The following is a 12,589-nucleotide window of genomic DNA, read 5'->3' as shown; positions in this document are numbered from 1 at the left end:
GGCTCCCAGCCCACCGCAATAAATACAAAGGCCACTCTTGCGAGTGGCCTTTTTTCCACAGGGTAATTTCCGGTACCCCACGGAAGGCACGTCAGGCGACAGGGGCCTGGACGGGTTTGCCCGCCGTGACGGCGGGCGGCTGCTGCGGCACCGCGACGGGCTTGCCTGCGGCCCAACGCGGCGCTTCCTGAACAAGATCGATCCAACGACGCGGAGCACTCGACGCCCGCCACCAACCATTATGCGGACGCATGCGCAAACTCCGGTTCACCGTTGAAACGAACGCCGTTTATTTCTTCAAACAATTGCCGGCTTTCCTGTTCCGCTTCGTGCAAGCTGTTGAACGGCGCCTGTCCGGGCACCGTCCAGCATTTTTCCGGCGCGGTTCCGCCTACCCGGCGGGTCCATATCTGCACACGGTAGCCCTGCTCGTCATCTTGAGCCACAGAGCATCTCACACGAAAATCTCCAATCATTCTTGAAGTCATGGACAACTCCTTGTTATTTATGTGAATGAAGCGCGTTGAACGCAGGTGTATTGTGCCGAACTATCCGGCCCTTTTATTGAAAATACACAATTGCTCACATCAAAATCAAGTACTGGCGTCGCCAACATAATCCATCGAGACGACAGGAATATGTCTCGATCATAAATAGGCCGCGTTTTCCGCCCCATCCACCATGTGGCCGACTTGCATCCTCAGCAAGCGGCGTGCCCACGCCGAGCGGCAATAAAAAACGGAGCCCGCGGGCTCCGTTTTTTTATTGCCGGATCGCTCAGCCGGGCGTCAGGGCTTCAATACCGTCAGGCCGCCCATGTAAGGTTGCAGCGCCTGCGGAACCACGATGCTGCCGTCGGCCTGCTGGTGGTTTTCCAGCACCGCCACCAGGGCACGGCCCACGGCCAGGCCGGAGCCGTTCAGGGTATGCACGTATTCCGGCTTGCCCTGCGCGTTGCGGAAACGCGCCTGCATGCGGCGGGCCTGGAACGTTTCGCAGTTGGACACCGACGAGATCTCGCGCCAGGTGTTCTGCGCCGGCAGCCAGACCTCCAGGTCGTAGGTCTTGGCCGAGCCGAAACCCATGTCGCCGGTGCACAGCAGCATCACGCGGTACGGCAGCCCCAGCAATTGCAGCACGCGCTCGGCGTGGCCGACCATGTCCTCCAGCGCTTCGTAGGATTGGTCGGGCTGCGTGACCTGCACCATTTCAACCTTGTCGAACTGGTGCTGGCGGATCATGCCGCGCGTGTCGCGGCCGCCGCTGCCCGCTTCGGAACGGAAGCACGGCGTGTGGGCGGTAAGCTTGAGCGGCAGGTCGGCGGCCGCCTGGATGGTGTCGCGCACCACGCTGGTCAGGGTGATTTCCGAGGTGGAGATCAGGTACTGGTCTTCGCGCACGAACGGCTTGCCGTGCTCGTCGACCTTGGGGTCGTCGTCGCCGCCGCCCTTGGACACGGCGAACATGTCATCCTTGAACTTGGGCAGTTGGCCGGTACCGTACAGCGTCGAGGCGTTGACGATATACGGCGTGTAGCACTCGGTGTAGCCGTGCGTGCCGGTCTGCAGGTCGAGCATGAACTGCGCCAGCGCGCGGTGCAGGCGGGCGATGGGACCGCGCATGAACGAGAAACGCGCGCCCGACAGCTTGGCGGCGGTGTCGAAATCCAGGCCCAGCGGTTCGCCCAGCGCGACGTGGTCGCGGGGCTCGAACGGCAGCGCGGGCGGGTTGCCATCGGCGCCCGCGGCGGCCGGCAGCCAGCGGCGCACTTCGACGTTGTCGTCGGCGGATTCGCCCAGCGGCACGCTGGCGTGCGGCAGGTTCGGCACCGACATGAGCAGCTCGTTGAGCGGCTGCTGCAGGGCGGCCAGCTCTTCTTCCAGTTGCTTCAGGCGCTCGGGCACGGCCTGCGATTCGGCCATGACGGCGCTCGCGTCCTCGCCCTTGGCCTTGAGCTGACCGATCTGCTTGGCCAGCGCGTTGCGGCGGGCTTGCAGGGATTCGGTTTCGGTCTGGACCGCCTTGCGGCGAGACTCCAGCTCGTTGAACCGTTCCGTGTCGAAGGACACGCCACGGCTCTTGAGGCGGTCTACGACGGTTTGCAGGTCTTTGCGCAGCAGTATCGGGTCTAGCATGGTGATGTCGGTGAGATTGCGGGAAGCAACGGGCGGCGCCCGTTACCGTTTCTTGGCGCGTTCCTGCGCGTCCAGCTCGCGCAGGAATGCCAACTTCTGCTGGATTTTAGCCTCCAGGCCGCGATCGGTCGGCCGGTAGAAGGAAGGCTTGAGCCCATCGGGGAAATATTGCTCGTCCGCGGCGTAGCCATGCGGCTCGTCGTGGGCGTAGCGGTAGGCCTTGCCGTGCCCCAGTTGCTTCATCAGCTTGGTGGGCGCATTGCGCAGGTGGATCGGGACCGGCGCGCTGCCGTGCTCGGCGGCGAACTTGCGCGCCTGGTTGTAGGCGTTGTAGACGGCGTTGGACTTGGCCGCGCAGGCCATGTAGACCACCGCCTGGGCCAGCGCCAGCTCGCCCTCGGGCGAACCCAGCCGTTCATAGATGTCGGCGCCGTTGACCGCCAGGTCGGTGGCGCGCGGGTCGGCCAGGCCGATGTCCTCGACCGCCATGCGCACCAGCCGGCGCGACAGGTATTTGGGATCGGCGCCGCCGTCGATCATGCGGCAGAACCAGTACAGCGCGGCGTCGGGGTTGGAGCCGCGCACCGATTTGTGCAGCGCGCTGATCTGGTCGTAGAAGGCGTCGCCGCCCTTGTCGAAGCGTCGCAGGTTCTGCGACAGCGAGATCTCGAGCCAGGCCGCGTCGACCGTGTCGCGGCCGGCGGCCTGCGCCGATTCGGCCACCACCTCGACCGCGCTGATCAGGCGGCGCGCGTCGCCGTCGGCCCAGGCCGCCAACTGTTCGCGCGCGTCGGCGTCGATGTGGATGCGCGCGCCCTCTTCGTGGCCGTCGTTGAACGCCGTGATGGCGCGGTCGACCAGTTGCTGCAGTTCCTCGGGCGTGAGCGATTGCAGCACGTAGACGCGGGCGCGCGACAGCAGCGCCGAATTGACCTCGAACGAGGGGTTCTCGGTGGTGGCGCCGATGAAGGTGAACAGGCCGCTTTCGACGTAGGGCAGGAACGCGTCCTGCTGCGCCTTGTTGAAGCGGTGCACCTCGTCGACGAACAGGATGGTGCGGCGGCCCTGGCCCTGCGCCACCTGCGCCACGGTGACGGCGTCGCGGATGTCCTTGACGCCGCCCAGCACGGCGGAAATGGCGATGAACTGGGCATCGAAACCGTCGGCCATCAGGCGCGCCAGCGTGGTCTTGCCCACGCCCGGCGGGCCCCAGAAGATCATGGAGTGCGGGCGGCCCGACTCGAAGGCCACGCGCAGCGGCTTGTCCGGCCCCAGCAGGTGCGACTGGCCGACGACGTCGGCCAGCGTTCGCGGGCGCAGGCGTTCGGCCAGGGGCACGTAAGGCCGATGGGCGGGATCGGCCGCGAAGAGATCGTTGCTCATTGGCAGCAGATGGGGGAAGACGGCAAGGAAATCAAGCCAGTATTACAACATGTCCGGCCGCCCCGCGCCCCGGGCGGCACGGCCGGGAACCCGCGTGCGGCGGCCCACCCGGCAGCCCCGCGAGAAACCGTCGCTTCAGGCCAGTTCCGGGGTCCCGAAGCGGCGGTTGGCCAGCACCGGCAGCACCTTGCGGGCATGCGCCAGGCGCTCGGGATCGATGTCGGCGAACACCAGCGCCGGGGCCTCGCCGGCCTGGGCAGTGACCACGCCCAGCGGATCCACCACCATGCTGCAGCCGATATTGCGTTCGCCGCACTCGCCGGTGGCGGCGACGTAGCAGGTGTTTTCCAGCGCGCGCGCCGTCACCAGCACTTCCCAGTGCTTTTCCTTCAACGGGCCGCGCACCCAGGCCGCCGGCAGCGCCAGCAGGTCGGCGCCGTCCAGCGCCAGGCGCCGGGCCAGTTCCGGGAAGCGCACGTCGTAGCAGGTCATGAGGCCGACCTTCAGCCCACCGATCTCCAGCAGCGGCGGAATGTCGTTGCCGGGCGTGACGTTGGTCGATTCCTTCATGGTGAAGGCGTCGTACAGGTGCAGCTTGCGATACTGCGACACGATGCGGCCGTCCTGCAGCGTGACCAGCGTGTTCCAGACCCGGCCGTCGCCGGTCGGGACGTGCACGCACATCATGGTGGCCAGCGAGGAGCCGCGGCTGGCCTCGAGCAGCCGCGTCATGAAGGGGCCATCCAGCGGCTGGGCGGCCTTCAGCACGATCTGCGGATCGGTGATGTCACGCGCCAGGATGCCCTCGGGAAGCACCAGCAGGCCGGCCCCGCCATCCCGGGCGCGCGCCATGAGATCGACGCACACCTGGGCGTTTTCTTCCCAGACGCGGCTGACGGCGAACTGGCCCAAAGCGACTTTCAGCATGAATCTTCCTTGTTGGGGGGCGGCAAACAGGCATCGCCGCGGATTTCCTATTGTCGCGCCAATGGCCGCGAGAGTGCAGCCGCCTGTCGGTTCGCCTGGCCGGCGCCTGCCGGCGTCTGCCATGGCGGTCGCCAACTACGGGTAACTCCCAACTGCCGCTTGTAAATTTCTTTCAGGATAATTGAAAAAAACGGATTTACCGTAAATATTTTCCATAGAAGAATCGCGCCATGCCTCATTCCTCCACCACCGCAGCTCCCCTGGACGTCAACGGCAAGGGCCTGGGCGCGTTTCCCGCCGCCTGTACCAACGCCGGCGTGGCGGCGCTGAACTGGAACCTGCTGGCCGAGGACGTCAGCCTGCCGGTGGCGGTGTTGTACGAGGCCCGGGTGCGGCACAACCTGCAATGGATGCAGCGCTTCATGGAAGCCTACCGCGTCAAATTGGCGCCGCACGGCAAGACCACCATGAGCCCCGCGCTGTTCCAGCGCCAGATCGACAACGGCGCCTGGGGCATCACCCTGGCGACCGCGCCGCAGGTGGCGGCCGCCTATAACCACGGCATCCGCCGGGTGCTGATGGCCAACCAGTTGGTGGGCCGCGCCAACATGGCCTTGATCGCCAAGCTGCTGCGCGATCCGGCGTTCACCTATTTCTGCATCGTCGACTCAGCCGCCAACGCCGCCCAGTTGGGCCGCTATTTCGGCGAGCAGGGCCTGGTGCTGCCGGTCCTGATCGAACTGGGCCCGAAGGGCGGGCGCACCGGCGTGCGCGATGACGCGCAATTGCAGTCCGTGGTCGAGGAAATCGGCCGCTGGCCCGGGCTGGCGCTGGCCGGCATCGAAGTCTACGAAGGCGTGCTGCAGGAGGAAACCGCGATCCGCGCCTTCCTGCGCCGCGCCACCGACGCGCTGCGCGGCCTGGCGACCGCCGGCCGCCTGCGCAAGAACGGCCCCGCCCTGATCTCCGGCGCCGGCTCGGCCTGGTTCGACGTGGTGGCCGAGGAATTCTCGCAACTGGATATCGGCGCGCCGCTGGAAGTCGTGCTGCGCCCCGGCTGCTACCTGTCGCACGACGTCGGCGTCTACCGCTCGGCCGCCGAGCGCATCAATGCCAACAATCCCGTCGCCCACAAGATGGAGCCGGGATTGCAGCCGGCGCTGCAGGTCTGGGCCTACGTGCAGTCGCTGCCCGAGCCTGGCCGCGCCATCGTGGCCATGGGCAAGCGCGACGCCGCCTTCGACGCCGGCCTGCCGACGCCTTCGCTGCATTTCCGTCCCGGGCAAAACGCGCCCGGCGCCGCGCCGTCCCAATGGAAGCTCACCGCCATGATGGACCAGCACGCGTTCATGCAGATCGGCGAGAACGACGACATCCAGGTTGGCGACATGATCGCCTTCGACATCTCCCATCCCTGCCTGACGTTCGACAAGTGGCGCCAGGTCCTGCTGGTGGACGAGCAGTACCGCGTCATCGACGTCGCGGACACCTTTTTCTGAGCCTTTGCGCGCGGCGCGGCCGCGCGCTCCGTTGCGCTACCGACAAGCCCCGCGCCCGGGGGGCAAGAACGAACTCGGGCATCCGGCGCCTTACCGGCCTTTCACTGAATCACGCGACAACCTGTTTTTGACCCTCTGGAGAGAGAATCATGAACTTCCGCACCTCCTCCCGGCAAGGCGGTGGGCTGAAAAGCCTGCTCGTGGCCGGCGCAATTGGCTTGACCGCATTGTCGTCCCCCGCCCTCTGTGCCACGCCGGTCAAGGGAGGCACGATTTCCGTCGCCACCATCGGCGAGCCGCCCACGCTCGACCCGATGAGCAGCACCGCCGACCTGGTCGGCATCCTGACGCAGCACTTCTTCGAAACGCTGTACACCTTCGACGCCAAGTGGAACCTGACGCCGCTGCTGGCCGACAAGATGCCCGAGGTGACGCCGGACGGCCTGGTCTACACCATCGCGCTGCGCCAGGGCATCACCTTCCATGACGGCTCCAAGATGGATTCGTCGGACGTGCTGGCCTCGCTCAAGCGCTGGACCGAGACCGCCACGCGCGGCAAGATGGCCGCCAAGGTCATCGCCAACATCGAGGCGCCCGACGCCAACACCATCCGCATCACGCTCAAGCAGCCCTACGCCCCCTTGACCGCGCTGCTGGCCATGAACAATGCCGCCGCCGTGATCATGCCCAAGGGGAAGATCGCCCCGGTGCTGACCGAGATCGTCGGCACCGGCCCCTACCAGCTCAAGGCGCGCGTGCCGGACCAGTACATCCAACTGACCCGCTTCGAGGGCTACAAGCAGCGCGAAGGCGAGCCCGACGGCTACGGCGGCGCCCGCAAGCAATACCTGGACGAGATCCGCTTCGTGCCGGTCGCCAACGCCAACACCCGTTCCGAAGCCGCCGCCGCGGGCCAGTTCGACTACGTCGACTCGCTGCCGGTGGAAGCGCTGGACAAGCTCAAGGGCGGCCGCTCCGACCCGATCATGCTCAAGCCCTTCGGCTGGCCGCGCCTGGTGCTCAACACCAAGCAGGGCATCATGTCCAACCTGGCGGTGCGCCAGGCGGTGCAACTGGCGCTGAACGAAGAGGACATGCTGTTCGCGGCGTTCGGCAACAAGGACTTCTACAAGCTCAACGGCGACCTGTATCCGGAAGGCTACCCGTGGGCCACGTCGCTGGGCGGCAAGGTCTACAACAAGGGCGACGCCGCCGCGGCCAAGAAGCTGCTGGACAGCGCCAACGTAGCCGACAAGAAGGTCCGCATCCTGACCAGCCAGCAGTACGAGTTCCACTACAAGATGGCGCTGGTGGCCGCGGAATACCTCAAGGCCGCCGGCTTCACCGTCGACATGCAGGTGGTCGACTGGGCCACGCTGACGCAGCGCCGCCAGGACCCGGCCGTGTGGGACATCTTCATCACCCACAGCGTGTTCCTGCCCGAACCCGCGTTGATCGACTTCCCGTCCAAGGACGCGCCGGGCTGGTGGGACACGCCGCGCCGCGCGCAGGTGATGGATGCCTTCAACCAGGCCCGCACCCAGGAAGAACGCGTCAAGCGCTGGGCCGACGTGCAGCAGGCCGTGTATGACGAAGTGCCGTTCGTGAAGGTCGGCGACTTCAATGCGCAGGCGGCCCGTTCGCCGTCGCTGCAAGGCGTCAAGCCGGCGCCGTGGCCGTTCTTCTGGAACGCCTGGAAAGCGCAGAAGTAAGCCAGGCCGCGGGGCGGTCCGCTCAGGGCCCGCCCCGCCTGAACCACAGCGCCGGCATCGGCGCGCCGATCCTTAGGATGCCACTGTGTTGCGTTATCTCTTGAACCGGCTGGTCGGGCTGGTGGCCGTGATGTTCATCGTCGCGACCATCGTGTTCGTCATCATCCGCGTCACGCCCGGCAACCCGGCCGCCGTGATGCTCGGCCCCCAGGCCAGCCAGGCCGACATCGCCGCGCTGGAGCACCAGTTGGGGCTCGACCAGCCGCTGGCGGTGCAGTACGTGTCGTGGCTGGGCAAGCTGGTCCAGGGCGACCTGGGCCAATCCATCTTCATGAACAAGCCGGTGCTGGCGGCCTTGGCCGACCGCGCCGAACCGACCCTGCTGCTGACGCTGATGTCGCTGTGCATCGCCACGCTGATCGCATTGCCGGTCGGCATCCTGTCGGCGGTCAAGCGCGGCACCACGCTGGACCAGTCGGTGCTGTCGTTCTCGATGTTCACCTCCAGCGTGCCGAGCTTCTGGCTCGGGCTGCTGCTGATGCAGGTGTTCTCGGTCAAGCTGGGCTGGCTGCCAGTGTCGGGTTACGGCGGCCCGGACGCCTCGTTCGCGACGCGGCTGTCGCACCTGGTGCTGCCGGCGGTGGTGCTGGGGCTGGTGAACTCGGCGCTGATCACCCGCTTCATCCGCGCCAGCATGCTGGACGTGCTGCGCGACGACTACGTGCGCACCGCCCGCGCCAAGGGCCTGCCGGAAAGCCGCGTGATCCTCAAGCACGCCGTGCGCAATGCGTTGATACCGATCCTGACGGTGCTGGGCCTGACCACCGCCCTGCTGATCAGCGGCGCCGTCGTCACCGAGACCGTGTTCGGCCTGCCCGGCGTGGGCAGCCTGGTGGTGTCGGCCGTGCTGCGCCGCGACTATCCCGTCATCCAGGGCGCGCTGCTGATCATCGCGGCCATCTACGTGCTGATCAACCTGTTCATCGATCTGCTGTACCTGCTGGTCGATCCGCGCGTCCGTTATTGATGATGAACCCACCCACGACCCGCCTTCGGCGCCTCCCCCTCACAGGGGCGCCATGGGCGGCCCGGCAAAGCCGGCTCCGCGGTGGCCCCGCTTGGAAGTGTTGCGAACGAAACGACCGAAATGACTAGTCCAACTACCGTTAACGCCGGCGCGGACCGCTGGCAGGTGCTGCGCCTGCTGGTGGCCCGCAAGACCGTGCTGATCAGCCTGCTCGTGCTGATCGTGCTGGTGGCCGCGGCGCTGCTGGCGCCGTGGGTCAGCCCCTACGACCCGTTCAAGCTGTCCATCATGAACCGCCTCAAGGCACCCGGCGCCGCGCACTGGTTCGGCACCGACGACTTTGGCCGCGACGTGTTCAGCCGCGTCATCTACGGCGGCCGGCTGTCGCTGATGGTGGGATTCTCGGTGGTGATCCTGTCCAGCGTGCTGGGCATCGCGCTGGGCCTGATCGCCGGCTTCTTCCGCTCGGCCGACAAGTTCGTGTCGCGCCTGATCGACGCCATGATGGCGTTTCCCGACATCCTGCTGGCGATCTCGCTGGTGGCCGCGCTGGGACCGTCGCTGGTGAACGTGGTGATCGCGCTGGGCATCGTCTACACGCCGCGCCTGGCCCGCATCGTGCGCGCCTCGACGCTGGTGATCCGCGAGCTGCCGTTCGTCGAGGCCGCCCGCGCGCTGGGCGTGTCGACCTGGCGCATCGTCACCGTGCACGTGCTGCGCAACCTGCTGTCGCCCATTCTGGTGCAAGGCACCTTCATCTTCGCCTACGCGATCCTGGCCGAAGCCGGCCTGTCGTTCCTGGGCGTGGGCGTCTCGCCCGACATCCCCACCTGGGGCACCATGATCAACGCCGGCCAGCAGTACATGGGCTCGGCCGACTGGATCATGATCTTCCCCGGCATCGCCATCGTCCTGTCGGTGCTGTCGCTGCAACTGGTCGGCGACGGCCTGCGCGACGTGCTCGATCCGCGCCTGCGCAAGGAGCTGTAATCATGACCGCAAGCACCCGAGACATCGTGCTGTCGGTGGAAGGCCTGAAGACCTGGTTCCACAGCCGCGACGGCGTCGCCAAATCGGTGGACGGGGTCACCTTCGACCTGGCCCGCGGCGAAACGCTGGCCATCGTCGGCGAATCCGGCTCCGGCAAATCCGTCACCAGCCTGTCCATCATGGGCCTGCTGCCCAAGCCGGCCGGCCGCATCGAAGCGGGCCAGATCCGCTTTCGCGACCGCCGCGGCCAGGAACACGACCTGGCCCACGCCTCGCCGGCCACGCTGCGCCGCATCCGCGGCGCCGAGATCGCCATGATCTTCCAGGAGCCGATGACCAGCCTGAACCCGCTGTACACGGTGGGCGACCAGATCGCCGAAGCCGTGCTGCAGCACGAAGGCGGATCGCGAGCGGCAGCCATGAAGCGCGCCCGCGACATGCTCGACCGCGTCGAGATCCCGGCGGCCGACCGGCGCGTCAACGAATACCCGCACCAGATGTCGGGCGGCATGCGCCAGCGCGTCATGATCGCCCTGGCGCTGGCCTGCAACCCGGCTGTGCTGATCGCCGACGAGCCCACCACCGCGCTGGACGTGACGGTGCAGGCCCAGATCCTGGACCTGCTGCGCCGACTGCAGGCCGAGATGAACATGAGCATCCTGTTCATCACCCACAACCTGGGCGTGGTGGCCGAGATCGCGCATCGCGTGGCGGTGATGTACGCCGGCCGCGTGGTCGAGGACGCCGGCGTCTACGACCTGTTCGAAAAGCCCACCCATCCGTACACGCGAGGCCTGCTGTCCTGTCTGCCGACCGCCGCGCTGCTGGCCTCGGGCGAGCGCCTGCGCGCCATCCCGGGCAACGTGCCGAGCGTGCTGTCGCTGCCGGCCGGCTGCACCTTCGCGCCGCGCTGCGCGCTGGCCGACGACAACTGCCGTCGCGACGTGCCCGAACTGGTGGCGGTGCAGGACCAGCACCGCGCCCGCTGCATCAAGGTGACCCCGCTATGACCGCAAGCCCCCAACCCGCGCGCGCCGCCGAACCGCTGGTGCGCATCGAGGACCTGAAGGTCCACTTCCCGACCTCGCAGGCGCGCAACGCGCCGGTGGTGCGGGCGGTGGACGGCGTCAGCTTCGACGTGCCGCGCAACACCATCGTCGGCCTGGTGGGCGAGTCCGGCTCCGGCAAGACCACCACCGGCCGCGCCCTGCTGCGCCTGTTCGCGCCCACCGCGGGCCGCCTGCTGTTCGACGGCCAGGACATCACCAGGCTGTCCGAGAAAGAGATGCTGCCGTGGCGCCGCCGCATGCAGATCGTGTTCCAGGACCCCTATGCCAGCCTCAACCCGCGCATGACGGTGGCCGAGATCCTGGGCGAAGCGCTCGACACCCATCGACTCGCGCAGCACCGCCGCGCGGCCCGCATCGGCGAACTGCTCGAACGCGTCGGCCTGAACGCCGACCACAGCCGCCGTTATCCGCACGAGTTCTCCGGCGGCCAGCGCCAGCGCATCGGCATCGCCCGCGCCCTGGCGGTCGAGCCCGACTTCATCGTGGCCGACGAACCGGTGTCGGCGCTGGACGTGTCGGTGCAGGCGCAGGTGCTGAACCTGCTGCAGGACCTGCAGCGCGACCTGGGGCTGACCATGCTGTTCGTGGCGCACGACCTGGCCGTGGTCGACTACCTGTGCGACGAGGTGGTGGTGATGTACCTGGGCCGCGTCATGGAACGCGGCCCGACCAGCGAGGTCTACGCGCGGCCGCGCCATCCCTATACCCGCGCGCTGCTGTCGGCCGCGCCGGTGCCGGATCCGCGCGCGCCGCGTTCGCGTATCCTGCTCAAGGGCGACATTCCCAGCCCGGTCAACCCGCCGTCGGGTTGCGTCTTCCGCACCCGCTGCCCGCACGCCATCGATGCCTGCGCCACGACCGAGGCGCGCGACGTCAACGTCGGACCGGGCCACTTCGCGGCCTGTTCGCGCCTCGGCGACGCCGAACTGGCCGCGTAGCGCCTCGCCCGCCCCGACCCAGGAACACCACATGAACATCATCCGCGACATCGTCTTCCAGATCCGCAGCCGCCGGGACGACCTGAGCGTGACCGAGCGCAAGGTCGCCGACGCCATCCTGGACAACATCATCTGGAGCGCCAGCGCCACCGTGGACCAACTGGCGGCCAAGGCCGGCGTCAGCATCGCCACCATCTCGCGCTTCGCCCGCACCGTGGGCTGCGACGACACCCGCGACCTGAAGATGAAGCTGGCGCAGGCCAGCACCGTGGGCAGCCGCTTCCTGGACCAGAGCACGCCGGCCGAGGAAAGCACGTTCTACGCGCGTATCTATGCCGACATCGAAAGCACCCTGCGCGCCCACCTGCCGACCTTCACCGAGCCGCTGTTCGAGGCCGCCGCCGCCATCGTCGACGGCGCCCGCATGGTCTACGTGTTCGGCATGGGCGGCGCCTCTGCCGTGCTGGCGCAGGAAGTGCAGTCGCGCCTGGTGCGACTGGGCTACCCGATCGCGGTGTACAGCGACGCCGTGCTGCTGCGCATGGTGGCCGCCACGCTCGACGAGCGCGACGCCGTGGTGATCCTGTCGGCCTCCGGCCTGACGCCCGAAATCGTCGGCGCGGCGCGCATCGTCAAGCAGTACCGCGCCCGCATCGTCGCCGTCACCGACGCCACCTCGGAGCTGGCCAAGCTGGCCGACGTGGTACTGCCGATCCGCACCGACGAAACCGACTTCATCTACAAGCCCTCGGCCTCGCGCTACGCCATGATGCTGGCGATCGACCTGCTGTCGACCGAGCTGGCCATGCTGAACCAGGAAGAAAACCGCGAACGCCTGCGCCGCATCAAGCTGGCGCTGGACGAACATCGCGGCGGCCCCAACCGGCTGCCGCTGGGCGATTGAATTT

Annotated in this window: 11 protein-coding genes; 7 read left to right on the top strand and 4 right to left on the bottom strand. The window is 67.4% G+C overall.

The window, feature by feature from the left end:
- Positions 1–239: 239 nt before the first annotated feature.
- The 4 genes from AAID08_RS05620 to AAID08_RS05605 form a co-directional block, all read right to left on the bottom strand.
- Positions 240–488 (bottom strand): hypothetical protein, encoded by a 249-nt coding sequence (locus tag AAID08_RS05620; protein WP_080977324.1) that lies wholly within the window; start codon positions 486–488, stop codon positions 240–242.
- A 300-nt stretch (positions 489–788) separates the two neighbouring features.
- The gene (serS, locus tag AAID08_RS05615) at positions 789–2,135 is read right to left on the bottom strand and encodes a serine--tRNA ligase (protein WP_064524647.1); all 1,347 of its coding nucleotides are present in this window, start codon (positions 2,133–2,135) and stop codon (positions 789–791) included.
- 42 nt (positions 2,136–2,177) lie between these two features.
- Complete coding sequence (locus AAID08_RS05610) at positions 2,178–3,518, bottom strand: replication-associated recombination protein A (RefSeq protein ID WP_049071800.1); 1,341 nt, start codon at positions 3,516–3,518, stop codon at positions 2,178–2,180.
- A 135-nt stretch (positions 3,519–3,653) separates the two neighbouring features.
- Entirely contained in the window at positions 3,654–4,445 is a 792-nt protein-coding gene (locus tag AAID08_RS05605; protein ID WP_081273456.1) for a deaminated glutathione amidase, read from the bottom strand.
- 230 nt (positions 4,446–4,675) lie between these two features.
- On the opposite strand from AAID08_RS05605, the gene AAID08_RS05600 reads away from it, so the two are divergent.
- From AAID08_RS05600 to AAID08_RS05570, 7 genes are all read left to right on the top strand, one after another.
- Complete coding sequence (locus AAID08_RS05600) at positions 4,676–5,944, top strand: amino acid deaminase (RefSeq protein ID WP_395757439.1); 1,269 nt, start codon at positions 4,676–4,678, stop codon at positions 5,942–5,944.
- Between the two features lie 149 nt (positions 5,945–6,093).
- Positions 6,094–7,656: an ABC transporter substrate-binding protein gene (locus AAID08_RS05595; protein WP_395757438.1), complete on the top strand. Its 1,563-nt coding sequence runs from the start codon at positions 6,094–6,096 to the stop codon at positions 7,654–7,656.
- An 85-nt stretch (positions 7,657–7,741) separates the two neighbouring features.
- On the top strand, positions 7,742–8,683 hold the full coding sequence (locus tag AAID08_RS05590) for an ABC transporter permease (protein WP_054501707.1): 942 nt from the start codon (positions 7,742–7,744) through the stop codon (positions 8,681–8,683).
- 120 nt (positions 8,684–8,803) lie between these two features.
- Positions 8,804–9,673, top strand: coding sequence for an ABC transporter permease (locus tag AAID08_RS05585; RefSeq protein WP_054501708.1), 870 nt, complete (start codon positions 8,804–8,806; stop codon positions 9,671–9,673).
- 2 nt (positions 9,674–9,675) lie between these two features.
- Positions 9,676–10,683 carry an ABC transporter ATP-binding protein gene (locus AAID08_RS05580; protein WP_116793615.1) on the top strand — a complete coding sequence of 336 codons (1,008 nt, stop codon included), beginning with the start codon at positions 9,676–9,678 and terminating at the stop codon, positions 10,681–10,683.
- On the top strand, positions 10,680–11,681 hold the full coding sequence (locus AAID08_RS05575; protein WP_068980382.1) for an ABC transporter ATP-binding protein: 1,002 nt from the start codon (positions 10,680–10,682) through the stop codon (positions 11,679–11,681). The genes AAID08_RS05580 and AAID08_RS05575 overlap by 4 nt, the downstream gene beginning before the upstream one ends.
- A 31-nt stretch (positions 11,682–11,712) precedes the next feature.
- Positions 11,713–12,585, top strand: a complete 873-nt coding sequence (locus AAID08_RS05570; protein WP_049071791.1) for a MurR/RpiR family transcriptional regulator — start codon at positions 11,713–11,715, stop codon at positions 12,583–12,585.
- The last annotated feature ends 4 nt before the right edge of the window (positions 12,586–12,589 follow it).

It is taken from the genome of Achromobacter sp. EB05 (genome assembly GCF_044232075.1).
Lineage (GTDB): Bacteria > Pseudomonadota > Gammaproteobacteria > Burkholderiales > Burkholderiaceae_B > Achromobacter > Achromobacter dolens.
This window is presented reverse-complemented; position numbering and strand designations above follow the sequence as displayed.

Coding starts and splice junctions, on each gene's coding strand:
- AAID08_RS05570 (WP_049071791.1), top strand. CDS start 11,713: ATGAACATCATCCGCGACATCGTCTTCCAGATCCGCAGCCGCCGGGAC.
- AAID08_RS05610 (WP_049071800.1), bottom strand. CDS start 3,518: ATGAGCAACGATCTCTTCGCGGCCGATCCCGCCCATCGGCCTTACGTG.
- AAID08_RS05620 (WP_080977324.1), bottom strand. CDS start 488: ATGACTTCAAGAATGATTGGAGATTTTCGTGTGAGATGCTCTGTGGCT.
- AAID08_RS05575 (WP_068980382.1), top strand. CDS start 10,680: ATGACCGCAAGCCCCCAACCCGCGCGCGCCGCCGAACCGCTGGTGCGC.
- serS (WP_064524647.1), bottom strand. CDS start 2,135: ATGCTAGACCCGATACTGCTGCGCAAAGACCTGCAAACCGTCGTAGAC.
- AAID08_RS05600 (WP_395757439.1), top strand. CDS start 4,676: ATGCCTCATTCCTCCACCACCGCAGCTCCCCTGGACGTCAACGGCAAG.
- AAID08_RS05585 (WP_054501708.1), top strand. CDS start 8,804: ATGACTAGTCCAACTACCGTTAACGCCGGCGCGGACCGCTGGCAGGTG.
- AAID08_RS05595 (WP_395757438.1), top strand. CDS start 6,094: ATGAACTTCCGCACCTCCTCCCGGCAAGGCGGTGGGCTGAAAAGCCTG.
- AAID08_RS05605 (WP_081273456.1), bottom strand. CDS start 4,445: ATGCTGAAAGTCGCTTTGGGCCAGTTCGCCGTCAGCCGCGTCTGGGAA.
- AAID08_RS05580 (WP_116793615.1), top strand. CDS start 9,676: ATGACCGCAAGCACCCGAGACATCGTGCTGTCGGTGGAAGGCCTGAAG.